The organism is Stenotrophomonas sp. S41 (assembly GCF_016624625.1).
GTDB lineage: Bacteria > Pseudomonadota > Gammaproteobacteria > Xanthomonadales > Xanthomonadaceae > Stenotrophomonas.
Window position 1 is genome coordinate 61,383 of sequence record NZ_JACVTV010000002.1, and the last position, 23,831, is coordinate 85,213.

At 67.0% G+C, this 23,831-nt stretch carries 22 protein-coding genes and 1 pseudogene; 7 read left to right on the forward strand and 16 right to left on the reverse strand.

Features of this window, described 5'->3' with window-relative positions:
* The first annotated feature begins 25 nt into the window (after positions 1–25).
* From IAE56_RS00840 to IAE56_RS00850, 3 genes and pseudogenes are all read left to right on the forward strand, one after another.
* On the forward strand, positions 26–892 hold the full coding sequence (locus IAE56_RS00840) for an SDR family oxidoreductase (RefSeq protein ID WP_200751091.1): 867 nt from the start codon (positions 26–28) through the stop codon (positions 890–892).
* 30 nt (positions 893–922) lie between these two features.
* Complete coding sequence (locus IAE56_RS00845; protein WP_200751092.1) at positions 923–1,819, forward strand: SDR family oxidoreductase; 897 nt, start codon at positions 923–925, stop codon at positions 1,817–1,819.
* A gap of 11 nt (positions 1,820–1,830) precedes the next feature.
* Positions 1,831–3,634, forward strand: a pseudogene (locus IAE56_RS00850) (glycoside hydrolase family 15 protein).
* 19 nt (positions 3,635–3,653) lie between these two features.
* On the opposite strand, the gene IAE56_RS00855 reads toward IAE56_RS00850, so the two are convergent.
* From IAE56_RS00855 to IAE56_RS00880, 6 genes are all read right to left on the reverse strand, one after another.
* A complete protein-coding gene (locus tag IAE56_RS00855) occupies positions 3,654–4,343 on the reverse strand; it encodes a glycosyltransferase (RefSeq protein ID WP_200751093.1) in 690 nt (229 codons plus the stop codon).
* A complete protein-coding gene (locus tag IAE56_RS00860) occupies positions 4,340–4,927 on the reverse strand; it encodes an SAM-dependent methyltransferase (RefSeq protein WP_200751094.1) in 588 nt (195 codons plus the stop codon). The genes IAE56_RS00855 and IAE56_RS00860 overlap by 4 nt, the downstream gene beginning before the upstream one ends.
* The gene (locus IAE56_RS00865) at positions 4,924–5,676 is read right to left on the reverse strand and encodes a PIG-L family deacetylase (RefSeq protein ID WP_200751095.1); all 753 of its coding nucleotides are present in this window, start codon (positions 5,674–5,676) and stop codon (positions 4,924–4,926) included. The genes IAE56_RS00860 and IAE56_RS00865 overlap by 4 nt, the downstream gene beginning before the upstream one ends.
* Positions 5,664–6,602, reverse strand: a complete 939-nt coding sequence (locus tag IAE56_RS00870; protein WP_200751135.1) for an acyl-CoA dehydrogenase — start codon at positions 6,600–6,602, stop codon at positions 5,664–5,666. Before IAE56_RS00870 ends, IAE56_RS00865 begins: the two co-directional genes overlap by 13 nt.
* Before the next feature lie 135 nt (positions 6,603–6,737).
* Entirely contained in the window at positions 6,738–7,529 is a 792-nt protein-coding gene (gene xth, locus IAE56_RS00875) for an exodeoxyribonuclease III (protein ID WP_200751136.1), read from the reverse strand.
* A 93-nt stretch (positions 7,530–7,622) separates the two neighbouring features.
* Positions 7,623–8,519: an SDR family oxidoreductase gene (locus IAE56_RS00880; RefSeq protein ID WP_200751096.1), complete on the reverse strand. Its 897-nt coding sequence runs from the start codon at positions 8,517–8,519 to the stop codon at positions 7,623–7,625.
* Positions 8,520–8,625: 106 nt separating this feature from the next.
* On the opposite strand from IAE56_RS00880, the gene IAE56_RS00885 reads away from it, so the two are divergent.
* Complete coding sequence (locus tag IAE56_RS00885; RefSeq protein WP_200751097.1) at positions 8,626–9,444, forward strand: helix-turn-helix transcriptional regulator; 819 nt, start codon at positions 8,626–8,628, stop codon at positions 9,442–9,444.
* A gap of 174 nt (positions 9,445–9,618) precedes the next feature.
* Positions 9,619–10,314 carry an HAD family phosphatase gene (locus IAE56_RS00890; protein ID WP_200751098.1) on the forward strand — a complete coding sequence of 232 codons (696 nt, stop codon included), beginning with the start codon at positions 9,619–9,621 and terminating at the stop codon, positions 10,312–10,314.
* Positions 10,315–10,370: 56 nt separating this feature from the next.
* Here IAE56_RS00890 and IAE56_RS00895 read toward each other — a convergent pair whose 3' ends face one another.
* Entirely contained in the window at positions 10,371–12,605 is a 2,235-nt protein-coding gene (locus IAE56_RS00895) for a TonB-dependent siderophore receptor (protein WP_234455808.1), read from the reverse strand.
* Between the two features lie 226 nt (positions 12,606–12,831).
* Between IAE56_RS00895 and IAE56_RS00900 the strand changes: the two genes are divergently transcribed.
* Positions 12,832–13,110 carry a hypothetical protein gene (locus IAE56_RS00900; protein ID WP_200751099.1) on the forward strand — a complete coding sequence of 93 codons (279 nt, stop codon included), beginning with the start codon at positions 12,832–12,834 and terminating at the stop codon, positions 13,108–13,110.
* Positions 13,111–13,192: 82 nt separating this feature from the next.
* Here IAE56_RS00900 and IAE56_RS00905 read toward each other — a convergent pair whose 3' ends face one another.
* From IAE56_RS00905 to IAE56_RS00945, 9 genes are all read right to left on the reverse strand, one after another.
* Entirely contained in the window at positions 13,193–13,618 is a 426-nt protein-coding gene (locus IAE56_RS00905; RefSeq protein WP_079221977.1) for a VOC family protein, read from the reverse strand.
* The gene (locus tag IAE56_RS00910; RefSeq protein WP_200751100.1) at positions 13,615–14,091 is read right to left on the reverse strand and encodes an AraC family transcriptional regulator; all 477 of its coding nucleotides are present in this window, start codon (positions 14,089–14,091) and stop codon (positions 13,615–13,617) included. The genes IAE56_RS00905 and IAE56_RS00910 overlap by 4 nt, the downstream gene beginning before the upstream one ends.
* A gap of 22 nt (positions 14,092–14,113) precedes the next feature.
* A complete protein-coding gene (locus IAE56_RS00915) occupies positions 14,114–16,045 on the reverse strand; it encodes a response regulator (RefSeq protein ID WP_200751101.1) in 1,932 nt (643 codons plus the stop codon).
* Positions 16,032–16,901, reverse strand: coding sequence for an ATP-binding protein (locus IAE56_RS00920; RefSeq protein WP_200751102.1), 870 nt, complete (start codon positions 16,899–16,901; stop codon positions 16,032–16,034). The genes IAE56_RS00915 and IAE56_RS00920 overlap by 14 nt, the downstream gene beginning before the upstream one ends.
* A 2-nt stretch (positions 16,902–16,903) precedes the next feature.
* Positions 16,904–17,914 (reverse strand): ATP-binding protein, encoded by a 1,011-nt coding sequence (locus IAE56_RS00925; protein ID WP_200751103.1) that lies wholly within the window; start codon positions 17,912–17,914, stop codon positions 16,904–16,906.
* Positions 17,905–18,306, reverse strand: a complete 402-nt coding sequence (locus IAE56_RS00930) for an anti-sigma regulatory factor (protein WP_200751104.1) — start codon at positions 18,304–18,306, stop codon at positions 17,905–17,907. Before IAE56_RS00930 ends, IAE56_RS00925 begins: the two co-directional genes overlap by 10 nt.
* Positions 18,303–18,665 carry an STAS domain-containing protein gene (locus IAE56_RS00935; protein ID WP_200751105.1) on the reverse strand — a complete coding sequence of 121 codons (363 nt, stop codon included), beginning with the start codon at positions 18,663–18,665 and terminating at the stop codon, positions 18,303–18,305. Before IAE56_RS00935 ends, IAE56_RS00930 begins: the two co-directional genes overlap by 4 nt.
* Complete coding sequence (locus IAE56_RS00940) at positions 18,665–19,525, reverse strand: STAS domain-containing protein (protein ID WP_164072751.1); 861 nt, start codon at positions 19,523–19,525, stop codon at positions 18,665–18,667. Before IAE56_RS00940 ends, IAE56_RS00935 begins: the two co-directional genes overlap by 1 nt.
* A gap of 134 nt (positions 19,526–19,659) precedes the next feature.
* Positions 19,660–21,492: an XVIPCD domain-containing protein gene (locus IAE56_RS00945; RefSeq protein WP_200751106.1), complete on the reverse strand. Its 1,833-nt coding sequence runs from the start codon at positions 21,490–21,492 to the stop codon at positions 19,660–19,662.
* A 118-nt stretch (positions 21,493–21,610) separates the two neighbouring features.
* On the opposite strand from IAE56_RS00945, the gene IAE56_RS00950 reads away from it, so the two are divergent.
* Positions 21,611–23,797: a hypothetical protein gene (locus tag IAE56_RS00950; RefSeq protein WP_200751107.1), complete on the forward strand. Its 2,187-nt coding sequence runs from the start codon at positions 21,611–21,613 to the stop codon at positions 23,795–23,797.
* The last annotated feature ends 34 nt before the right edge of the window (positions 23,798–23,831 follow it).

Here is a 23,831-nt window from a genome sequence, read left to right on the forward strand (position 1 = left end):
CTCTTCCCCCACACAGGACGCACGCATGCCAGTCCCCAACTACCCGAAGCCGCCATTCAAGGCGCAGCAACAGTCCTTCCCTGGCAAGACCAACAAACTTGACCCGAAACCGGACCACGGTGAACAGAGCTACAAGGGTCACCGCCAGCTTGAGGGCAAGAAAGCACTCATCACCGGTGGCGACAGCGGCATCGGCGCAGCCGTGGCCATCGCCTATGCACGCGAAGGTGCGGATGTGGCGATCGCCTTCCTGGAAAGCGAAAAGGACGATGCCGCCGCCATCGGCAAGCTCATCCAGGAGGCCGGCCAGAAGGCGCTTCTGGTCCCCTGCGATATCAGTGACGAGGCGCAGGCCGAACAGTTGATCCAGCGCGTCGTGCATGAGCTGGGCGGCTTGGACATCCTGGTCAACAACGCCGCCTACCAGCGCTACTACGAGTCGTTTGACGAAATCACGATGGACGACTGGCGCAAGACGTTCGATACCAATGTCCATGCGCTGTTCAACCTGACCCGCCTCAGCGTTCCGCACCTGAAGGACGGCGGCTCGGTCATCAACACTGCGTCGGTGAATTCGAAGAAGCCGACGCCGAACATCCTGCCGTACTCCGCCACCAAGGGTGCGGTCGCCAACCTCACCATCGGCCTGGCAGGACTGCTGGCCGAAAAGGGCATCCGGGTCAACGCGGTCCTGCCGGGCCCGATCTGGACGCCGTTCATTCCTGCCGGCATGGCCGCGGACAAGGTCGAAAATTTCGGCAGCCAGACCCCATTCGGTCGCCCCGGACAGCCCGCCGAGCTTGCGTCCGCCTACGTGATGCTGGCCGCTGACAGTGCCAGCTATACGTCGGGCGCGCTGCTCACCATCTCCGGTGGCGCCGTCACCCTGTAATCCGCTACTCATCTCCCCCAAAGAAACCCCATGAGCCGCAACCAGTACGACATGCAGAACCCCCTCACCCAGTTCCCGCAACCGACCTACCCGGCCCAGGTGCAGACGCCACCGGGTACGGTGCACGAATTGAATCCCAAGGCCGATCACGGCGAGAAGAGCTACGTCGGTCTGGGGCGCATGAAGGGCCGCAAAGCGCTGGTCACCGGCGCTGACTCCGGTATCGGCCGCGCGGTGGCCATCGCCTTCGCTCGGGAAGGCGCGGATGTGGCGCTGAACTATCTGCCTGAGGAAGAGAAGGACGCGGCGGAAGTCGTCGCCCTGATCGAAGCGGAAGGCCGCAAGGCCATTGCCCTGCCCGGCGATCTGCAGGACGAGGCGTTCTGCCGGGACCTGGTGAAGCAGGCCGTGGACGGGCTGGGCGGACTGGACGTGCTAGCGAATGTCGCTGGCAAGCAGCTGGCCGTGGAGAAGATAGAGGATCTGGACACCGAGCAGTTCGAGGCGACGTTCCGCACCAACGTGCACGCGCTGTTCTGGGTCTGCAAGGCCGCCCTCCCGCATCTGCCGGCCGGCGCAACGATCATCAATACCGCTTCCATCCAGGCCTACCAGCCCTCGCCGAACCTGCTCGACTACGCGCCCACCAAGGCCGCCATCGTCAACTTCACCAAGTCGCTGGCGCAGCAGGTGGCCGAGCGCGGCATCCGCGTCAATGCGGTTGCGCCGGGCCCGATCTGGACGCCGCTGCGGCCCGCAGGTGGCCAGCCGCCGGAGGCGATCCCCGATTTCGGTTCGCAGACACCGTTGAAGCGCGCGGGCCAGCCGGTGGAGATGGCGTCGGCCTATGTTCTGCTGGCCACCCAGGAATCGAGCTACATCACCGGTGAGGTGATCGGCGCCACTGGCGGCATGCTGCTGCCGTGACCGAGGACGCAGTGGAAGGAGTGAGCATCGCGCGTGACCGTCAGGGTCACGCGCCAATCAACGCATACGCGGCCATCGGTGACGGGCGGTCTGCCGCACTGATCGCGCCCGATGGGAGCATCGACTGGTGGTGCGCACCCTCCCTGGATGCACCACCCCTGTTCGACCGCTTGCTGGACGCGGCTGACGGCGGCCGTTTTGTGCTGCAGGCGCGCAACATCGAGAACGTCTCCCGCCGCTATCGGCCGGACAGCAATGTGCTGGAAACCGAGGTGCATACCGCTTCGGGCCGTGCACGCCTGACCGAGTCTCTGAACAGCGGGCCGGCCGGACGACTGCCGTGGTCAGAACTGGCGCGTCGCATCGAGGGACTCGACGGACAGGTGACCTTCGACCTGCACTACCTGCCGGGTACCCGCGCCGGCAGCTGCACGCCCTGGATGAGCGATACACCCAACGGCTGCGTGCACCACGTCGGCCCGGTGATGACCATGCTGCGCTATCCCGAGCAGACCCGCATCGAGCAGTGTGATGATCGCGAGGTCAAGGGCAGCATCCAGGTTGCATTGGGCGAGCGGGCGATCATCGCCCTGCTGGCCTCGCAGGACGAAGTGCTGCCGGTACCGCCCTTGCAGGACATCGACACCCGCATCGACCGTTCCGACCGTGAATGGCAGCAGTGGGTGGCCGATCTGCACTGCGAGAGCCGCCAACGCAGCGAAGTCATGTGTTCGGCGCTGGCGCTCAAGTTTCTCTGGTTTGCACCCACCGGGGCGATCGCCGCCGCTGTGACCGCCTCTCTGCCGGAACGCCTGGGGGGAGACAAAAACTGGGACTATCGGTACGGCTGGGTGCGCGATGCGGCGTATGTCATCAAGGCATTCCTGCGCGTCGGCGCCCTGCCCGACGCGAAGGCAGGTTTCAGCTGGCTGATGACCACCATCGGCCGCCACCGTCCAGGCATTCCACCGTGCTACACCCTGCGCGGGGAGCGCGTGGAGCAGGAGCGCTACATCGACATCCCGGGCTACAAAGGCAGCCAACCGGTGCGGGTCGGCAACACCGCCACCGACCAGCTGCAGACCTGTGTCTACGGCGATGTGCTGGAGATGGCCAGCCGCATGATCGAGGCCGGACACATACTGGATCCCGCTACCGCGCGACTGCTGTTCGAACTGGCCGACGAATGCGCCGACCAGTGGATGCGCAAGGACTGCGGATTCTGGGAGCTGGAGGACCTGCAGCACTACACCATGTCCAAGGTGGAATGCTGGATGGCCCTCCGACGCGCCTGCGAACTCGCTGAAAAGGGCCACATTACCCGTGCACGTCTGCCACGCTGGCAGCGCGAGAAAGAGCGCATCCTGGACTGGATCGATGCGCACTGCTGGGATGAGGTAAGACAAGCGTACGTGATGCACGCCGGCAGCGAGCGGCTGGATGCCAGCCTGATGCTGGCCTCGCGGTTCGGCCTCGCCAAGGTCCGCCGTGAGCGCTTCATCGCTACCCGTGACGCCATGCGACGCGAGCTGTGCGATGCCAGCGGCGATCTGCTGTGGCGCTACAGCGGCATGCAGGACTGCGAAGGCACCTTCATCAGCTGCGCGTTCTGGATGGTGGAGGCGTATGGCTTGCTGGGCGAACGGGACGAGGCCGAGCGCCTGTTCCATTCACTGCTGGGGCGGGTACGCAACGATGTCGGGCTGATGCCGGAAATTGTGGGACCCGTCTACTGGACAGGGTCTGGGCAACACACCGCAGGGCTTGAGTCATCTGGCGCTGATCCATGCCGGGTTTGCGGTGGACGGCCATTAGATCTGCGCGGGAGGGTCCCTCAGCTGGCGAGGGCCAGCTGGGGAGTCGGCAACGCCTCAAACGCAGCCAGGCTTGCCAGATGATCGGCAAAGCCACCGACGGCGCGGCCTGACAACCGGCCACTGGTGGTCACCACAGGCGCGCTGGCCCAACGGATCGACGCACCCGCCACCTCCAATCGGCGCACCAGGTCCACATCTTCGGAGCATCGCTGCGCCGCAAATCCGCCTGCCCGCCGGTAGGCGGCGGCGGAGACCCCAAGGTTGGCCCCGTGCACGCGACCATGCCCTTCACCCCAGCGCTCACCGCGCTGGAAGCAGCTGCGCAGCCACGCCTGCTGCGGCGCCAGCTCGCCGAGATCGACGACGCCACAGAATACGTCGGTGCCTGCGGTGCGCTGGGCCACCAGCCAATCGGCTGGAACCTCGCTGTCTGCATCGGTGCTGGCCAGCCATGCGGCGCCGCGCTCGAGCAGCACGCCCGCCGCGGCCGCGCGCGCAGCGCCCACACACCGCGCCTGCAGGCTTAGCGTCTCCGTCGCCATCCGCGCACAGACCTTGGCACTGCCATCCGTGCAGGCATCCAGCGCAACGATGATCTGCACCGGCTCGCCAGCCAGCCCCGGATGCGCTGCAGCGATGGCCAGCGAGCGCAGGCATGCGGCCAGGTGCTCAGCCTCGTTGTGCGCCGGCACCAGCACGCCGATCATCTCAGGCCCTCGTTGCTGGCCAGGGAGAGCGGCCTGCGCGTCCAGCCCTGCAGGATGAAATCGCTGTCGCGGTAGCAGAACGCCTCCTGCAGACCATGCCCGAGCCGCTCGTGGACCAGCGCACTGCGACTGGCCCGGCCCGGGAACGAAGGCAGCCAATGGCAGGCAACCAGCAGGCCGTCGTCCTTCATCGCGGCGTGCAGCCCATCGCGCAGTTCGACCAGCGCTTCCGGACCCAGGTAGTAGCCCATCTCGCCACACACGATCAGATCGAAGCGACCGGCCGGCCACTGCTGTGGGTGCTGCGCACAATGCACCTGCACATGTGGCAGATGGGCCAGCCCGCGACGCGCCTGGAAGGCGGCGCGCGGACTGATGTCGGTGGCCAGCAGGCGCTCGCAGCGGCCGGCCAGGCGCTCGGTGAGCACCCCGTTGGAGCAGCCCAGTTCCCAGCCGCGCTGGAAGGTGGGCTGGGTCAGACTGGCCATCAGCAGGTCGCGTTTGCGCTCTTCGTACCAGCGGGTGCGGTAGCCGAACGGATCTTCGTTGGCATGCAGGTCATCAAAGTACGGCTGGGCGCTCATGCGAAGTAAACCTCGTGATTTCTATAGAAGCGGGTGAGTACGTGGGCCGGCAGGATGGGCTCGGCGTGCAGCCTCGAGACATCGCCGGTCTGGGTGCGGAACTGTGCGATCGCTTCGCGCTTGTGCGCGGCGACAGCGGAAATGTCGAGCAGCTTCGGCTGTTCCCACGCCATGTGGGCGCAACCGGGGTCCAGCCAGTGCCAGCCCCAGACGGGGTACTCAAGACGTCTGCAGCCGACCGCCCGGGCCGCACGCCAGGCGGCGCGGCCGGCCGCTTCGTGATCGGGATGGCCATCGAAGCGCCACGGTGCCAGCACCAGGTCGTCTTCGCGCAGGGTCTGCCAAAGCCAGTCTTCGAGGCCGGCTTCGTGGTCGGTGACGCCCCCATCGGCAATGCCAAGATGGACAATGGCGCCGGCATCAATGGACAGCGCACCCAGCGCATCGCGCAGCTCTTCACGGCGTGCCTGGCGCAGGCGCTGCGGCGTCCACCAGCGCTCGCCCGGGTAGCAGGCCTCACCGTCGGTCACCGCAACGACCTGTACTTCCAGGCCGATGCCTGCGGCCGCACAGAGCAGCCCGCCACACGCGAGCACCTCGTCATCCGGGTGCGGCGCGACCACTACAAGCCGGCAAACGCCTGCACACAGGTCCGCAAGCGCGGTTTCAGGTTGTTGCCAGAGCCAGTCGCAGTGTTCCCACGCACGCTCCTCCGAACCCTGGCCGTGGATGGTGGCTACAGCGACCATGGCATCACCTGTCGGGCGCACTGCTCACCCAGCCACTGCCAATCCTTGTCGGCGTGACTCTGGCGCATGAACACCGTCAGGTCGGCCCAGCGCCGGGCATGGGCATCTTCCATGCACATCGGTGCTGGCCCAAGCGCGCGGCCGGCCAGATCAAGCACGTGCGTGGCGGCGCGCTCGACGACGCTGCGCACGCGTACCACCTGCACGCGGTGTGTCAGCTGCGGTGCTGCGTCGATGGCCATGGCCAGTTCCCGCAGCAGCGCGGCTGCCGGTGCCAACGCCAGATCGACCTTGCCCAGCAACCGCGCGCGCAGGCCCTCGCTGCAGCCGTGCTGCATGCGCTCGGCCAGGGCTGTCGCCGCACCGAACCATACTGCCGCGATGCCGGCGCCGCCGTGCCAGAAGCCCGGTCGTTCCAGATAGCCATCGATCGGACCCACCACTTCGGCTTCTGCGTCATCAAAGCGCACCGTGGTGGACGGCACACCGGCCATCCCAGCGGCCGGCCACGGCTCGCCATCCATGCAGTGCCACTGCGAGGCGTCCACCTTGTAAAGCTGCACGCCCGCCTCGCCGCGCACGGTCACCAGCGCGGTGTCGACCAGATTGCTTCCCGAGCACCACGGCTTGTCGCCGCGCAACCGGCCGTCGTGCTCCGCCCGCAGCGTGCAGGCCGGGCCCTCTGCCGCCCACACCGCCAGAAGTTGTTCTGAAGGCACGGGCACGCGCAATTCGTGCAGGATCGCGATCGCATCGTGATGGGCTTCCAGCACTTTGGCCAGGCACAGGTCTTCATGACCCAGTGCTGCCAGTGCACGCCAGCGTTCAAGGGTGCGGCCCTGGCCCGGAAGCGGAAGATCAGGCACCTGCAACAGGCGCTGCCTGGCAAGGTTGGACAACGGGGGAGGCAGGACGGGAGCAAGCATTTCGTGAACGTCGCAGGGGACAGAACTGGAACGTAGGCCTTCCCCGGTCACGTTGCTGTCTTGCCGATGTATCCGCTGGATGATTGCCGTGGATATGCATCGTCACGGCCGCTGCCCAACGTCACGATGAAGCATTCAGCTGCTGACTGTGATCCAGGTCGGCGCGTGATCGCTGGCCTTGTCCTGCAGGCGCACCCAGCGATCGACCCCGGCATCCTTCAGCCGCGACGCAAGCACCGGATTGAGCAGAAGGTGATCGATGCGCAGCCCGCGGTCGCGCTCGGCATGCTGGCGGAAGTAATCCCAGAACGTGTAGATGATCTTCTCGCCGTGCACCTTTCGCAGCGCATCGGTCCAGCCCTGCGCCAGCAATCGCTCGAACGCATCGCGGACCTGGGGTTGGAACAGCGCGTCACGTTTCCACGCCTTGGGGTCATACACATCCAGCTCAGTGGGGATGACATTGAAGTCGCCCATCAGCACCGCCGGGTGTGGAAGGTCGACCAGCGAGCGGGCATGGTCCAGCAGGCGCTGCATCCAGCGCAGCTTGTAATCGAATTTCGGGCCGGGCTGCGGGTTGCCGTTGGGCAGGTACAGTGCGCCCACGACGATGCCATGCACGGCTGCTTCCAGATAACGGCTCTGGCTGTCCTTGGGATCACCCGGCAACCGGCGACGGCTTTCGATCGGCATCGCGTCGCGCGCGAGCACTGCGACACCGTTCCAGCGCGCTTCGCCGCTCCAGATCGCGCCATAGCCCGCCTGCTCCAGCTCCGCCGCTGGAAACGCTGCATCCGTGGCCTTCAGCTCCTGCAGCGCGACCACGTCCGGCGCTTCACGGTCCAGCCATGCCAGCAGATGCGGGAGCCGCGGGCCGATCCCATTGACGTTGAAGGTCACGATGCGCAACGTTTTCCGACGTGGCATGGCGGAGGCCCCGGCTGGCCCAATGCACGATTCAAGGGTTGCCAGTATCCGCGCGGCCAGATGCACGCGCGGTGCACGGCCATTCACCCCCTGTCAGCGCCCTGCGCGGTAATCCATCGCCTGCAGATCCTGCAGCAGCGTCGGGCCACCCGGCTGCCAGCCAAGGCGTTGCCGGGTCAGCCCACTCGATGCCGGCAGATCCATCCCGGCGAACAGCGCGAACCAGCCAAATATCGCAGCTGCTTCTTCCTGCGTGATGCTGCGCACCGGCACGTCCAGCCCAGCAGCCACAACCTCGGCGATGCGTCGTGCGCTGATGCCTTCCTCGGCCACCGCGTGGTAACGCTCGCCGGTGTGACCGCGCTCCAGCGCCAGGCAGTACGCACGGGCGACGTCGTCCACATGCGCCGCCGACCAGCGGTTTGCACCTTCGCCCACATAGGCGGCCACGCCCTGCTGCCGGGAAATATCGATGAAGTAGCTGATCAGCCCTTGGCGGACGGTATCGTGCACCTGCGGCAGGCGCATCACCCGCACGTCCACGCCAGCCTCCAACAGCCTGTTGCCTGCGCGTTCGGAGGCGATGCGCGGGTTGCCATGGCCCGGATTGAACACGGTCTCCAGCGCCGGCTGGCCGGGCTCCGCTTCACCCATGCCGACGCCGGAGGTGATCAGCAACGGTCGCGCCGAACCCTTCAGCACCTCGCCCATCGCGCCGATCACCGCGGCATCCTGCTCGCAGTTGGCCGCAAAGCGGCTGAAATCGTGATCGAAGGCGGTGTGGATCACCGCATCGGCCGCCTCGGCTCCGGCGCGCAGGCTGGCGAGGTCGCCCAGTTCGCCATGCTGCACGTCGGCACCCGCTGCACGCAATGCCTCCGCACCCGCATCCGATCGGGTCAGGCCGATGACCTGGTGACCTGAAGCCTGCAGCTGTTGGAGTACGCGGCTGCCGATGAAGCCGGTGGCACCGGTCAGGAATACACGCATGAGGTCTGCCTCCACTGGAAAGTTTGCCCAGTATCCCGCTCGCCGCATCCTGTTAAAGTAGTGACGTTATACAGGTATAGCCACTGACAGGCAGGCGGTCACCGGCATGAACCAGCATTCGCTTGGCGAATTCCTCAAAAGCCGTCGCGCGCGGCTGGATCCAGCCAGTTTCGGCTTCGAAACCGGTCGCCGACGCACGCCCGGCCTGCGTCGCGAAGAAGTCGCGCAGCGCGCCAGCATCAGCCCGACCTGGTACACCTGGCTGGAACAGGGCCGTGGCGGCGCGCCGTCCGCCGAGGTGCTGGACCGCATCGCCGCCGCTCTACGGCTGACCGACGCCGAGCGCGAACACGTGTACATGCTGGGGCTGGGCCGTCCGCCGGAAGTGAAGTACCGCAGCGGCGACAGCATCTCGCCGCGCCTGCAGCGGGTGCTGGACGCCCTGCCCTACAGCCCGGCGCTGATCCGCACCCCGACCTGGGACGTGGTCGCCTGGAACCACGCCGCCACGGTGCTGCTGACCGACTACGCGCAGGTGCCGGCCCGCGAGCGCAACATCCTGCGCTTCATCTTCAGCAACAGCCGGGTGCGCGCGGCGCAGGACGACTGGAGCAGCGTCGCCCGCTTCGTGGTGGCGTCGCTGCGTGCCGATGCCATCCGTGCCGGGGCCGAGACCGAAGTGGCCGAACTGGCCGCCGAGCTCTCGGCCAGCAGCCCTGAATTCGCCGCGCTCTGGCGCAGCAACGACGTGGCCAGCGAAGGCGATGGCAGCAAGCGGCTCAAGCACCCGGAGCTGGGCCTGCTGGAGCTGGACTTCTCGACCTTTGCCGTGGAAGCGCGCCCGGACCTGTCGATGATCGTCTACACCGCCGGCACCCCGGAGACGCTGCAGCGGATCGCCGCATTCATCGAGGCGCGCCGATAGCCGTAGAGTCGAGCTTGCTCGACTGCCTTTGCCGCGGCATTGCGTGCAGTCGAGCAAGCTCGACTCTACCGGCAAGCCGGATTGCGGCGTTCATCGAGGCGCGGGGTGCCCGCCCCCGCCCTGTGGGAAAATAGCGCGCAGCTTCCCCCCGTTGGTTGTTGCAAGGAGTTCCTGATGTCCCCCTTCCCCTTCGATGCCGCGCTGTTCGACTGCGACGGCGTCCTCGTCGATTCCGAGCCGCTGGTGGCCCGCGTGCTGTCGGAAATGCTGAGCGAGCGCGGCTGGCCGCTGACCCAGCAGCAGGCCGGTGAAATCTTCCTCGGCAAATCCGTCGCCGGCCTGGCCGGCCTGATCGAGGAGCGTACCGGCAAGCCCTTCACCGATGAATGGCTGGATGAATTCCGCCGCCAGCGCAACGTGGCGCTGGAACGTGACCTCACTGAAATTCCCGGCGCCCCGGCCGCCGTGCGTGCAATCCAGGTCGCGACCGGCGGCAGGATTGCCTGCGCCTCCGGTGCCGACCTGCTGAAAGTGCGCCTGCAGCTGGGCAAGATCGGCATCCTCGATGCCTTCGCCGGGCAGATCTTCAGCGGCCAGGACCAGCCGCGCACCAAGCCGCACCCGGACGTGTACCTTGCAGCCGCCGCAGCACTGGGCGTGGACCCGACTCGCTGCGCGGTCATCGAAGACACCGTGACCGGTGCCACCGCAGGCGTGGCCGCGGGTGCCACGGTGTTCGGCTACAGCCCGGGCGGCCAGTACCACAGCACGCCCGAGGCCCTGCGTGCAGCCGGTGCGCATGTGATCTTCGAATCCATGCACGAGCTGCCGGCCGTGCTGGCCGCGTACGCCGCCAACGCTGCGGCGTGATCGGCGCTGCCGCCGCCCCCACCCGGGCGCGGCGGCATCACGTCACTAGGTGGGCATTACCAAGTGAACCGCGCCGTCGCAGTCACCGTGCGGCCAGTGCCGTAGTAGCACGACGACACGCCGGTGCAGGTCGACACGAAACGCTTGTCGGCCAGGTTGCTCACGTTCAACGACAGCTGTGTCCCCACCGCGCCGTACAGGCCGATGTCATAGCGGATGGCGGCATCCCACAGGGTGTACGACGGAATGCGGTACAGGTTGGCGCTGTCGCCATAGCTCTTGCCGTTGTAGCGCATGCCCGCCGCCAGGCTCAGGCCTTCCAGTGCACCGCTCTGGAAGGTGTAGTCACCCCACAGCGAGGTGGTCCAGTCCGGCACCATCGCCAGCTCGTTGCCGGCGTAGCCGTTGTTGCTGCGGGTCACTTCCGATTCCATCCACGACGCAGCACCGATCACGCTGAAGCCCGGCAGCGGGGTGACGCGGCCTTCCAGTTCGACACCGCGCACGCGCCCTTCGCCATCCTGCACCTGGCACTGGCTGGTGCCGGTGGTGCCGCAGGTGTTGTGGCTGCTGTCCGGGTCGTCGGTCAGCACGTTCTGCTGCCGCAGGTCGTACGCCGATACGGTGATCAGGCCATCAAAGCTGGCCGGCTGGTACTTCAGGCCCACTTCCCACTGCTTGCCGGTGATGGGATCGAATGCCGTGCGCTCGAAGGACTGCGTGGCCGTGCTGCCGGCCGGCTGGAACGATTCGGCATAGCTCAGGTACGGGGTCAGACCGTTGTCGGCCACGTACAGGATGCCGGCGTTGCCGCTGAAGGCATCGTTCTTGATATGGCTCGGCGCACGCGCGCCGTAACGATCGGTGGCCACGGTATAGGCCTGGGTCCAGGTGTCATCCTTGGTCCAGTCGTAGCGGCCACCAACGGTGAAGCGCCACTTGTCCAGCGCGATCTGGTCCTGCAGGTAGGCACCGGTCTGTCGGTTGATGCCGCCGGAATAGCCGATCGAGGTGGTGGCCGGGATGTAGCCGCTGTAGACCGGGTTGAAGATGTCGATCGCGGTTGGCGTATCGGTGGTCGTGCCCATCGCGCCGCGCGCCGCGGTCCAGTCGGCCTTCTGCCAGTCCACGCCCAGCAGCAGGGTGTGCTCGGCGGCGCCGGTGCTGAACTTGCCGGTCAGGCGGGTATCGGCGGTATCGCCGCGCGAATCGCCCTCGCCCCAGGTGGCACGGCGCTTCTGTGTGCGGCCATCGGCATTCAGCGCGCCATTGGTGACCACGCTGCGGAAGGTCGACTCCACGTTCAACCGGCGCGCGCTCTGGCTCAGCGTCCAGTGCTCGTTGAAGGCGTGCTCGAACAGCCAGCCGCCCGACCAGATCGTGCGGTCGTAGGTGTTCCAGGTCGGCTCGCCGATGAAGGTGCTGTTCTTCATGTGCCCGTAGGGCGTGGCCACCAGGGTGCCGGCCAAAGGCAGGAACTGGTAGGTCGAGCCGCCATCGTCGCGCTGGTACAGGCCCAGCAGGGTCAGGCGCGTGTGCTCGGCCATCTGGAAGGTGTAGCTCGGCGCCAGGAACCAGTGCTCCTGGTCGGTGTGCTTGATCTGCGTGTCGCCGTCACGGTACAGGCCGACCAGGCGGCCCAGGTGGCGCTTGTCATCGCTGCCCGCGCCGACATCGAAGGCGGTGCTGTACTGGCCGTTGCCATCCACGCCCAGCTGCAGCACCTGCTGCTGGTCCGGGGTGGGCGTCTTGCTGACCTGGTTGACCATGCCGCCCGGAGCCACCTGGCCATACATCACCGCCGAGGGGCCCTTGAGCACTTCCACGCGGTCCAGGTTCCAGCTGTCGACCATCGTGCGGTTCCACTGGCCGCCCTGCGGCGCGCGCATGCCATCGACGGTGACGTTGTTGCTCCAGCTGCCGGCATCGAAGCCGCGGATGCGGAAGTCGTCGACACGGTTGTCGATGCCGGTGCTTTCCAGCGAAACGCCGGCCACATAGCGCATCGCCTCGTTGAGGTTCTGCACGCCGCGCGCGTCTAGTTCCTCACGTGCGATGACCGACACCGACCTTGCCATCTCGGCCACTGGGGTATCGGTCTTTGTCGCGCCGGAAGTGTGACTAATGGTGCGGTAGGCGTTGACGTGCACCGCGTCCAGATCGGTGGGCGTGGCGCCATCGGGCATCGCCGACTGGGCCTGCGCGGCCAGCGGCAATGCCAGCAGCGTGGCAACGGACACGGACAGCAGCGAGCGCATCGGCTCGCGGGAAAGGGAACGGGCGTTGGACATGGGGGACCTGCTTCTGGGAGCCGCGCCTGGGGCGGCGGCAGCGGCGCTGGTTAAGGGCGCGTTAAATCATAGCAGATGCGAATGGTTCCCACTACTATTGGAGCGACAATCGGTCGCAGCCTGACACGATGACAGGCCGAGCACGGTGCCTTAACCGGCCTTCCCTATCCTGTCTGCGCGCCGCACGCCTGCGGCGCATCCGCAATGGAACGCCCGAGGAGAATGCATGACCCGTCTGCACACCCTGATCGTCACCGCCGGCCTGCTGGCCATCAGCCCGCTCGCCCTCGCTGAAACAGTGAACCTGACCAACAGCGCCGACGGCGCCAACCGCGATGCCGGCATCACCGCGGTCAAGAAGAAACTCAACGACGCCTGCACCGAGCGCAAGGGAACGCCGAAGGCGGACTCATTCGAGGTGGTTTTCGAAAAGACCAGCGAGAACCCGAACGTTCCCAAGCCGTACTACGTGGACGGCAAGATGCAGTGCGAGCTTCCGGGCTGACACGCCTGCCCGGCTTCGCAGACCACTGCACCCGGGGTGGCCACAGCCACCCCATCCACGCAGCCGCGACGCGCACGCCGTCTCAGTGCGCCACCCGCTCCTTCGCCGGCCGCTCGATCATTTTCCAGCCATTGCCCGATGGATCACGGAATCCGGCGTCGACTGCGCCGTAGCGCTCGACCGGTTCCTGGGTGAACTCAACGCCTTTGGCCAGCAGCTGCGCATGGCTGGCGCGACAATCCTCGACAGCCAGCACCAGGGGCGGCATCGCGCCCTTGGCGACCAATTGCTGCAATGCCTGTGCGGTCGCCGTGTCGTGCACCGGCGGCCCTGGCTTGAACAACCCGAGCTGGAAGCCCTCATCGCCCGCGGCCTGCACGGTAAGCCAACGATACTCACCGCTGCCGACATCGGTATGCACCCTGAAGCCCAGGATCCTGACGTAGAAATCGAGTGCTTCGTCCTGGTCACGCACATAAAGGCCCACCACGTTCACGGTACCGGTCATAACCCCTCCTCTGTAGTGGGGCTCACGCTATCAAGCGCGGCGCGGCGTCGCTTCTCCAAAACTGCGGTCTTCAGGTCGGGGCGCTGCGCGGCACGGGCATGGCATTCCGGCATCGGCGCACGGGCATCCAGCTTGCTCCGCTCGCGCTCGCGGACCGCCCCTGGGCTGTTGCCCGCAATGTCGCGAAAGATGCGCCCGAACGTGCCGAGGCTGACCCAGCCGGTAAGTGCCGCGATCTCGGTGACAGGAAGATCGGTCTCCCGCAACAGGGCTACCGCGCGCTCGATGCGGCGGCTGAGCAGGTAGCGGTGAGGAGGTACGCCGAAGGCCTGCTTGAACGCGCGTGCAAAGTGGGCCACCGAAACCGCGCTGACTTCGGCCAGGCGCGCCACCGGCCAGTCTTCGTGGCTGGCCCGGTCGATCTGGTCCTTGGCGCGCAGCAGGCGACGCAGCAGTTCTGGGCTCTGGGACATGCGTCAAGCGTAGCCCATGCAGCTACAGCGCGGCACGCACCGCGCCCATCAGCTCCAGCAGGCTGAACGGCTTGGGCAGCAGGCTCATGCCGGTACCGAGGAAGGACTCACGCACCGCAGCCCGTTCGGTGTAGCCGGTGATGAACAGCACCGGCAGCACGGGATTGATCTCGCGCGCGGCATCGGCCAGTTCGCGACCGTCCATGCCGGGCAGACCGACGTCGGACAGCAGCAGGTCGAAGGCCGGGTCCTGCCGCAGATGGCGCAGGGCCTGGCGCGCATCCGCCGCCAACGTCACCTGGTAACCCGCTTCGGACAGCATTTCACCGACCATCATCCGCACCGAATCGGTGTCATCGACCAGCAGGATGCGCTCGGACTGGCCACGCGGCGGCGCGACCTGCTCGGCGCTCGTTTCCGCATGTGTCACTTCACCGGCGGGCAGCAGCAGCTCGACCTCGGTCCCTTCGCCGGGCTCGCTGGCGATGCGCGCCAGCCCGCCCGACTGCCGGGCGAAACCATAGGTCATCGACAGGCCCAGGCCCGTGCCCTCGCCCTGCGGCTTGGTGGTGAAGAAGGGTTCGAAGACCTTCGCCACCAGTTCCGGTGGAATGCCCGGCCCGTTGTCGATCACCTTCAGGCTGACATAGCGGCCCGAGGTCAATTCGTTCTCGCGCTGGACTTCGCAGGCCTCCGCGCGCAGACGGATCAGGCCACGGCCGCCCAAGGCATCGCGTGCGTTGATGACCAGGTTCAGCACCACGTTCTCGAACTGGTTGACGTCGGCGACGGCAACCAGCGGTTCCTCGCCGAGTTCGAACTCCAGCTCGATGTTCTCGCCGATCGAGCGGCGCAGCAGGTCTTCCAGCGAGCGCGTGCGCGCCACCAGGTCGAAGGGGCGCGAATCCAGCGGTTGCTTGCGGGCGAACGCCAGCATGCGCTGGGTCAACGCGGCGGCACGCTGGGCCGACGCGGCAGCGATGCTGCTGTACTGCGGAACTTTCTCAAGTCGCGACGACGACACGGCCAGTTCGATCATGTCCAGGCCGGAGATGATGGTGGTCAGCAGGTTGTTGAAGTCGTGCGCGATGCCGCCGGTCAACTGGCCCAGCGAATCCATCTTCTGCGCCTGCAGCAGCTCAGCTTCGGTACGGCTGCGCTCGGCGATCTGGTGGGCAAGCTCGGTGTTGGCGGTCTCCAGTTCGGCACGCTGTTCGCGGGCGCGCACATGGTGCTCGGTCACGTCCTCCACCACCACCAGCCCATGGCCGGTGCGGCGGTCAGGCGTCAGCCGCCACTGCGTGTTGCGCACGCCCTGGCGGCCCGCGATGGACAGCGCGCCCTGCCAACGCTCCTGCCGGGCCAGTGCGTCCTGCAGGTCCAGCACGAATTCCTTGTTGCTGCCCAGCAGGGCAAACAGCGAGCCATTGGCATCGGCCTCGCTGAGCAGACGGGCGAACGCGGAATTGCTTTCGCGGATCTGCAGCTGCTCATCCAGCACCGCAATGGGCGCGTTGACCTGGCTGAAGATCTCCTGGAACCGCGCATCCGCTTCACGCAGGGCTTCCTCGGCGCGTCGCGCGCGCAGCAGGCTGCGCAGCGTGGCCAGCAGCACATCGGGGTCCACCGGATGGATCAGGTAGCCATCGGCACCGTTGTCCAGACCGGTGATCATGTCGCCGGTGGCGATGGACGCGGCCGAGACGTGCACCACCGGCAGCAGCTGGGTGCGTGGCTGGGTGCGCAGCTGGCGCACCACGTCGAAGCCACTCATGTCCGGCAGGTTGACGTCCAGCACCACCGCGCCGAACTCCGAGTCGGCCAGCCGGTCCAGCCCCTCCTGTCCGGTGGCCGCCTCGCTGACACTGTAACCATGATGTTCCAGCACGCGCCGCACGGAATAGCGGGTGGCTGCGTTGTCATCGACCACCAATACGCGATCAGAGTGCGGCATGGGCGTCCTCCGTCGCCTCGTTCAGTGCTACCGGCAAGACTACATGGAAGGCCGAGCCGCTGCCGGGCAGGCTTTCCACCGCCACCCGGCCGCCCAGCAGTTCGGCAAACCGCTTGCACAGCGACAGGCCGAGGCCGGTGCCACGCAGGCGTTTCTGCAGCGGCGAATCGACCTGCACGAAATCCTCGAACAGCGCGGGCAGGAGCTCCGGGGCGATGCCGATGCCGGTATCGCGCACGGTGAAGCGGACCTCCGCATCGCTTTCCATCATCGCCGACACCACCACCTGCCCTTCCGGGGTGAACTTGATGGCATTGGAGATGTAGTTGCGCAGGATCTGCGCCAGCTTCTTGTCGTCGGTATAGAGCATCGGCAGCGGCGGCGGGTCCTCGAACACCAGCTCGATGCGCTGGTTGCTCTCCACCAGTGGCCGGAACATGCCGCGCAGGGCGGCGAACAGGTCCATCAGGTCGAACCAGCCCGGTGAAATGGTGATGCGCCCGGCCTCGATCTTGGCCAGGTCCAGCAGGTCGTCCACCATCTCGCGCAGCTCCGATGCCGAAGCGCTGACGAAGCGGACCTGGCGCAGCTGCTCATCGTTGAGCGGGCCGTCAAAACCGTCTTCCAGCAGCCGCGTCATGCTGAGGATGGAGCCCAGCGGCGTGCGGAACTCGTGGCTCATGTAGGACAGGAACCGGCTCTTCAGGTCGGAGACCTCGCGCAGCTGCACCGCCTGCTGGTCCAGCTCGGCATACAGCGCCAGCACGCCCTGGTTGGTCTCCTCCAGCTCGGCGCGCAGGGCGGCATTCTCGGCCGCAAGGCGGGTGTTCTCTTCCTGCATCTGTTCCTGCCCCATCACTACGCTCCCATGCGCAGGGCAACGATGCTGGCATCGTCACGACCACGGTCGAAATCCCGTTGCAGCACCGCCACCACCAGCGCCGGGTGCCGATGGACCAGGCCCGGATAGTCCTGCAACCGCCAGCGCCCCTGCAGGCCATCGCTGTGCATGATCAGCAGAGTGCCGTGCGCGGCGTGAACGTTGAATGCCTGCGCCTTGCGGTACTGCACGCCGACGATGCCCGGCATCGACGCCAGGCCGCGATAGGTCGTGGCATCGGCGATGCCGGCATTGATGTTGCCGATGCCGGAGAACTGCAGCTCGCCCCCGGCCAGCGGCAGGGTCGCCACGGCAACGGCACCGCCGCGGGTGCCGGACATGGCCTGGTGCAACGCTTCAATCAGCTGGCCAGGTGCATCCACGCCCGCTTCCGCGGCCCGGCGCGTGCCCTCCTGCGCCGCATCGGTGGCAGGCAGGCCATGGCCGAGGCCGTCGATCAGGGTCAGTGTCGCCTGCTCTTCCCGTACCGACAGGTGCCAGGCATCGCCGCAGGCTTCTTCGCCTCGCATCGCAAGACGCAGGGCACCGTAGGCGAGATCAATGCGTGGGCCGGCACGTTCGGGGTAGATTCGGGCCACCACGATCGTGCCACGCGCATCGGACCAGCTGTCGAGGAGCGATGCCTGGCGCTTTACCGCGCCCAGTCCCAGGCCCTGGCTGCCGCCGGTGGAATAGCCTTCCATCAATGCCTGCGACAGCACGAAGCCAGGGCCGGCATCCACGGTATACAGCTCGACACCGCGGGCGTCGCGCCCTTGTACGACCGAGAGATACACCTTGCCGCCGCCACCATGGCGCAACAGGTTGCTGGCCAGCTCGCTGGCGGCCAGCGCGACCCGTCCACTGTCCGTTTCATCGAAACCGATCCGCGCGGCCAAGGCCAGCGCCTCGCGACGCACCTGCCCGACCTGGGTCGGTTCCTCCACGGCCACGACGCGGGTGACGTGGCCGGAGAAATTCACGTCCATTTGGTGATGGCGATGCGCGTGCCCTGGCCCGGTGCACTGTCCAGCTCGAAGACATCCACCAGCCGGCGTGAGCCGGACAGGCCCAGGCCCATGCCCTTGCCCGACGACCAGCCATCCGTCAGCGCCTGCTCGATGTTGGCGATGCCGGGCCCCTGGTCGGAGAACACCAGGCGTACGCCACGGCGCAGCCCTTCATCCAGCAGTTCCCAGTCCATCTGCCCGCCACCGCCGTAGATGACGGTGTTGCGCGCCAGCTCACTGGCCGCGGTCACCAGCTTGGTCTGGTCGACCAGCCGCAGCCCACAGGCCACTGCCGCCTGCCGCACGACCTGGCGTGCCAGCACCACGTCCTGCTCGACCCGCACGGGTAACGTCCCCTGGCGTGCGGTCATGGCAGTTCATCACTCTGGCGCAGCAGTTTCATGCCGCGCTCCACGTTCAACGCCGTGCGCACGCCGCTCAGGTCCAGGCCGAGTTCGACCAGGGTGATGGCCACGGCCGGCTGCATGCCCACCACCACGGTGGTCGCGTCCATCACCCGCGACAGCGCGGAGATGGTGGCGATCATGCGGCCGATGAAGGAATCGACGATGTCCAGCGAGGAGATGTCGATCAGCACGCCGCGCGCGGAGGTGCTGCGGATACGCTCACTGAGGTCGTCCTGCAGGTTCAGCGCCAGCTGGTCGTGCATGTCCACCTGGATGGTGACCAGCAGCAGGTCGCCCATCTGCAGGATCGGGATGCGGTCCATCAGCGGTTGGCCTGGCTGACGGTCAGGCCGTTCCGCTTCAGGGCCAGCGCCAGGGCGTCGGCCAGGTTGGCCTTGGTGACGATGCCCTGCAGGTCCAGGCCCAGGTGCACGATGGTCTGCGCGATCTGCGGACGCACGCCGCTGATGATGGCGTCGGCGCCCATCAGGCGGATGGCGGTGACGGTCTTCAGCAGATGCTGGGCGACCAGCGTGTCCACGGTGGGCACGCCGGTGATGTCGATGATGGCGATTTCCGAGCCGGTGTCGACGATCCGCTGCAGCAGCGATTCCATCACCACCTGGGTACGCTGCGAGTCCAGCGTGCCGATCATCGGCAGTGCCAGCACGCCTTCCCACAGCTTCACTACCGGGGTGGACAGCTCCAGCATCTCTTCCTGCTGGCGCTGGATGACATCCTCGCGGGTGCGCTGGAAGGCTTTCACCGTGTGCAGGCCGAGCACGTCCAGCAGCTCGGAGATCGACCACAGCTGTTCGCCGAGCGCCTGCGGATCGCCACTGTGGTGCTGCTGCAGCAGCTGGAACAGCGGCCGCTTCAGCGAAAAGATGAAGGTGGCCGTCTCCGAGGACGTGAAGCCCTTGATCGCGCGGTCGCGCGAGAGGTCTTCGAGGAAATGGCGGATGGCCTGCCATTCGGCGCCGTGCAGGTTGCCTGCATCGGCGGCCGACAGCGAGGGCAGGAGCAGCTGCCAGAATTCATTGACCTGGATGTCCAGGTCGCGCGCACCGATGCGGCTGTCATCGTTCTGGCCGGCGGCATTGAGGTTGTCACGCCACTGCGCGATCAGGGTCGACTGATGCTCACGGATGAGATCGATGGTGCGCTGCTGCAAAGCCGCCATGGGTACGGTCCAGGTAGTTGGAAACGCCGGGAGCCGTCCTGTCAGACAAGCTCCCTACTCGTCAGGAAGCGTATTAAGCACTGTGAAGACGTTTTCGTCATGTGAAATTGCCGGGCATTCCGTCCTTACAGCGCTCAGCGCGCCATCGCTCGATTGGCCTGCTCCTGCTGCACCTGCTGTTCCTGCTGCCCGGCCTGTGTGTGCTCCGTGCCGCGCTCGGCAGGCTGGGGCAGCTCGCGCACCTGCTCGCTCACCGGCGTGGCGACGGCCTTCGCGGTGTCCGCGCAGGCGATCTGCCGATCAGCCGCATGCGCTTCACCCTGCACGGCGAACGCGTAGCGGCCATCTTCGCTGAGCACGGCTTCATCGATGCGCTCCATGCCGTTGCGCCGCGCCGCCACCAGCAGAGCCATGCTCAGGCGCTCGCTCATTTCGTCCGGGGTGCGGCCCATGGCCTGATCCAGGCTGCGGACCGCGCCCTGGCTCTGGCACCACATCGTGTGGTCCGGGCTGCTGGCATGCCGCGGGTCCTGTTGCGGCAGCAGCGGCGACGGCGGCGGCAGGTCCTGCAGGTGGTCACCGCGCACGGTGGCGTCGATCTTCTGCAGGTCCTGGCCGCCGGCGGCGGCGACGTGGAACAGGCGCTCGGCCATGCCATAGGCCGAATGCCCCTGGTTGCGCGCCAGCGCCACAGCGAAGGCATCGACATCCTGCTGCGGCCTGCCCTGTCCGTCCTCGGCCAGCAGATGCCAGGCCGGGCCCATCATCGGGTTGTCCTTGACCATCGCCTGGGTGCGCTGCATCAGCCCGCGCATCTGGCCCTCGTCCAGCACCAACGTGTTCACTTCGCCGGCTTTCAACGGCCCGTGCACATCGTTGCCGGCCCGCCCGGCCAGCGCACTGTTGGCCAGGCTGGCGATCTGCTCGCCATTCGGGTTGTCCTTCAGGTCGAAGGTGAATTCGTAGCGGCGCTGCGCAGGATCTTCCTTGCCGTCGGCACCGTAGGCGCTGATGCGGCTCATCGGCAGGTTGCCGCCGTACTCCAGGTTCATCCGCTCGGTATAGCTGCCATCCTCGCGGCGCACGCGGACGATATCGCCGGCATTGCGCTGGCCGGCCAGGTCGACGCCCAGCTTGTCGTTGTAGTCCAGCTTCAGGCGGGTCTGCGAATTCATGCCGATCCGCTCGATGGTGGCCAGGTCCTGCACGCCCGGCGTGGCGGCCTGCATCCGCCCGGTCTCGACGAACTGCGCGTAGGCCGCGCGGCCATCGGCCTGCTCCAGATCGAACGTCGCACTGCGCACCGACGACTGCCCCAGTCCATCCTGGCGGCCGGCAACGGCGCTGAACCTGCCTGCCGAGAAGCCCACGCCATTGAAAGCCTCCACGGCCTCGTTCGGGCCCGTGCTGACGCGCACCCGGCCATCGCTGAGGCGATCGACGCGGTAACTGGCGCCCTGCGCTTCGGTCAGCTGGCTCTCGACGGCCATGTTGCGGAAACGCGCTTCCATCTGCGTGCCGGTGAATTGCTGGCCATCGAGGATGACGCTGCCACCGCGCGGGATGGTGGTCGGGTCCAGTGGGCTGACCTCGCGCGGATCGGTGGCGTCGTTCTGCGGCAGGGCCACCTTGTAGCGTCCACGGCCACCGGCGGTCACCCCACCTTCGACGATGCCCGCCTTCAGCTGGCTGCGAGTGGCATTGGCCACCTCCAGCTGGAACTCGTTGCGTCCATCGACGACCGTTTCAGTGACGGCGGCGCTGGCATCGACGAACTGTCCCGCAAACTTCGTCCCGGCCAGTTTGCGTTCGGCGCTGGACTTAACCCCGGTCTCGGAGACCGTCACGCTGCCGTCGCGCGACGTCCGCCGCGCTTCGTGCACGCTGGAGGTGTAAGTGGGATCGAAGGCCGCCTTGTCCGCGGCGTCGTAAGCGGTGGTGCTGTCCTTGCCAGCCTGTGCAGTCATGCCATGGGCTCCTTGTACGTAGCCCGCGATTATAGACAGGCGATATCGGCAGGCATTCACATCATCACGCAGTGATGTTCGGGATAGTGACGCACGTCCCACCCGTTGAAGAGCCCGGATGCCCGCATTTCCCGCACGTTTCACCCACTGGCCGCGCCGCTGGCGGCTGCTGGCCTGGAGCGTTGCCGGCGTTTACGCGCTCTATCTGCTGGCAGGCAATATCTTCCTCAACACACCGCTGTTCGACCTTGCCACCAACCGCAAACCGCAGAAGTTCGTGATGCGCACCGGCCCGGCCATCACCCTGCTGCCGGGGCATGTCATTGCCTGGAACGTGCACATGCGCGGCCATGTGAACCACACGGTCTATGTGCTGCACGCCGACCGTGCCAGTGCCCGTCTGGCGTTGTGGCCGTTGTTCCACCGCGAAGTGCGCGTGCCGCACCTGCAGGCCAGTGGCGTGTCGGCCGAAGTCACCCGTGTCGACGATGTCGTGCCACCGCCACCGCGTGGCAACCAGGGCTGGACCCTGCGCTTCGATGCCATCCACAGTGATTCCATCCAGCACGCGCGCTTCGGCAAGCTGCTGATCATCGGCCAGGGCCAGGGCACGGTCGGCTTCCGCAAGCAGCTTCGTGGCGGCCCCTCGGAACTGTACGACTCGCAGGTGGCCTTCAGCGATGCCAGGGCCAGCTATGACGGCGTGCAGCTGCTGAACGCGATGAAGGTCGAGGCAACGTTCGGCTACCCGTGGCATTACCGCGACCAGGCGCCCGGCCTCGCCAAGTTCGAGATCCTCCGCGGCGCATTGAAGGTGGATGCCCGCAGTCACGGCATCCGGGTGGACACCGACGCTCGCACCTTGGCGGTATCCAGCTCACCCAGCACGGGCCAGCTGCAGGCCGACATCACGCTCGACCGCGGCACCCTGCAGCCGGGCAGTCGCGCGGTGTGGCGGGTGCCGTTGCAGGCCGGCGCCGGCGCCCCCGATCGCGGCACGCTGGCCCTGCAGTTGAACGCCGCGCAGGACATCCGCCTGCAGGCGCGGCTGCCGGCGCGCAAGGACACGGGCGCCTCGCTGGATGCCGACCTGCACATCACGGGGCGGAAGATTCCCTTCCGCGAACCCGGCCAGCTGATCGAGCGCACCTCCGGTCGGGTACAGGGCGAATGGACCTTTACTTCGCTCAACTGGATTCCCGCTCTGTTCCTGCGCAAGCCCTGGGTGCAGCTCGACGGTGGCGGCACCGTGCGGGCCGATCTGCAGTTGAAAGCGGGTGAGCTTGCGGCCGGCAGTACGGTGGATATTCCCGAAGCGGCAGCGACCGCGGAGGTGGCCGGCGTGCGCATGACCGGTACGGCCAGCGCGCACGGCGAGCTGGCGCCCGGTACGCCGACCCGCGCCACGCTGGATGTGCGGGTGCCGCGCTTCAACGCACGCGCTGGCGGTGAGAAAGGAGACACCTTGTTCGACGGTCGCGACCTGTCGCTGGTGCTCAGTGGGGATGGCCGCCTGCGTGAGTTCCGCAAGGACATGCGTGCGCGCCTGCGTTTCAGCAATGCCACCATTCCCGACCTGACCGCCTACAACCGCTATCTGGGCAAAGGCCAGGCCCGGCTGCTGGGTGGCACCGGCACGCTCACCGGCGATGTGGAGCTGGATACCGACGGCCGGGTCGGCCATGGCACCGCCACCCTGCTCGGCAACGGCGCGCGCCTGCAGGTGGCCGGCCTCGACCTGCTTGGCAATGCACAGGTCGACGCCACTTTGCGCCGCGCCGACTTCAAGCAGCGCTACTTCGACCTGTCGGGCACGTCGGTGCAACTGCGCAACGTGCGGGTTGGCCAGCAGCAGCGCAAGACGCCCTGGCAGGGACGCGTGCAGTTCAGGCAGGGCCGCATCGATGCGCAGGCACCGTTCCGGGTCGATGCAAGCGCGGCGCTGACCATGAGCGATGCCGCGCCCCTGCTGGCGGTGTTCGCCGAGCGTGGCGACTACCCGCGCTGGGCGCTGTCCCTGCTCGATTCCGGGCAGGTGAACGCAACCACCCGCCTGCGCTGGCAGGCAGGCCATCTGGTGCTCGACGGCCTGGAAGCCGAGAACGAGCGGCTGTCCCTGCGTGCGCGGCTGGATCTGCTCGAGCAGAACAAGCGCGGCGATCTCTACCTGCGTTGGGGGCTGCTGGGTGCCGGCATCGAGATGAAAGGCAAGCAGCGCCAATGGCATCTGGCGGGTGCGCGCGAATGGTTCGACGGCCGCCCGGCCCTGCTGCCTGCAGACGGCGCAGCCGGCACCGCGGACTGAGCGTTGCGGGGCCTGCATCCAACACGCGCCGGTC

Coding starts and splice junctions, on each gene's coding strand:
- IAE56_RS00895 (WP_234455808.1), bottom strand. CDS start 12,605: ATGTCCAACGCCCGTTCCCTTTCCCGCGAGCCGATGCGCTCGCTGCTG.
- IAE56_RS00915 (WP_200751101.1), bottom strand. CDS start 16,045: ATGCCGCACTCTGATCGCGTATTGGTGGTCGATGACAACGCAGCCACC.
- IAE56_RS00920 (WP_200751102.1), bottom strand. CDS start 16,901: ATGGGGCAGGAACAGATGCAGGAAGAGAACACCCGCCTTGCGGCCGAG.
- IAE56_RS00930 (WP_200751104.1), bottom strand. CDS start 18,306: ATGACCGCACGCCAGGGGACGTTACCCGTGCGGGTCGAGCAGGACGTG.
- IAE56_RS00865 (WP_200751095.1), bottom strand. CDS start 5,676: ATGGTCGCTGTAGCCACCATCCACGGCCAGGGTTCGGAGGAGCGTGCG.
- IAE56_RS00910 (WP_200751100.1), bottom strand. CDS start 14,091: ATGTCCCAGAGCCCAGAACTGCTGCGTCGCCTGCTGCGCGCCAAGGAC.
- IAE56_RS00940 (WP_164072751.1), bottom strand. CDS start 19,525: ATGGCGGCTTTGCAGCAGCGCACCATCGATCTCATCCGTGAGCATCAG.
- IAE56_RS00880 (WP_200751096.1), bottom strand. CDS start 8,519: ATGCGTGTATTCCTGACCGGTGCCACCGGCTTCATCGGCAGCCGCGTA.
- IAE56_RS00855 (WP_200751093.1), bottom strand. CDS start 4,343: ATGATCGGCGTGCTGGTGCCGGCGCACAACGAGGCTGAGCACCTGGCC.
- IAE56_RS00840 (WP_200751091.1), top strand. CDS start 26: ATGCCAGTCCCCAACTACCCGAAGCCGCCATTCAAGGCGCAGCAACAG.
- IAE56_RS00845 (WP_200751092.1), top strand. CDS start 923: ATGAGCCGCAACCAGTACGACATGCAGAACCCCCTCACCCAGTTCCCG.
- IAE56_RS00905 (WP_079221977.1), bottom strand. CDS start 13,618: ATGACCGGTACCGTGAACGTGGTGGGCCTTTATGTGCGTGACCAGGAC.
- IAE56_RS00890 (WP_200751098.1), top strand. CDS start 9,619: ATGTCCCCCTTCCCCTTCGATGCCGCGCTGTTCGACTGCGACGGCGTC.
- xth (WP_200751136.1), bottom strand. CDS start 7,529: ATGCCACGTCGGAAAACGTTGCGCATCGTGACCTTCAACGTCAATGGG.
- IAE56_RS00900 (WP_200751099.1), top strand. CDS start 12,832: ATGACCCGTCTGCACACCCTGATCGTCACCGCCGGCCTGCTGGCCATC.
- IAE56_RS00925 (WP_200751103.1), bottom strand. CDS start 17,914: ATGGACGTGAATTTCTCCGGCCACGTCACCCGCGTCGTGGCCGTGGAG.
- IAE56_RS00860 (WP_200751094.1), bottom strand. CDS start 4,927: ATGAGCGCCCAGCCGTACTTTGATGACCTGCATGCCAACGAAGATCCG.
- IAE56_RS00870 (WP_200751135.1), bottom strand. CDS start 6,602: ATGCTTGCTCCCGTCCTGCCTCCCCCGTTGTCCAACCTTGCCAGGCAG.
- IAE56_RS00935 (WP_200751105.1), bottom strand. CDS start 18,665: ATGGACCGCATCCCGATCCTGCAGATGGGCGACCTGCTGCTGGTCACC.
- IAE56_RS00945 (WP_200751106.1), bottom strand. CDS start 21,492: ATGACTGCACAGGCTGGCAAGGACAGCACCACCGCTTACGACGCCGCG.
- IAE56_RS00885 (WP_200751097.1), top strand. CDS start 8,626: ATGAACCAGCATTCGCTTGGCGAATTCCTCAAAAGCCGTCGCGCGCGG.
- IAE56_RS00950 (WP_200751107.1), top strand. CDS start 21,611: ATGCCCGCATTTCCCGCACGTTTCACCCACTGGCCGCGCCGCTGGCGG.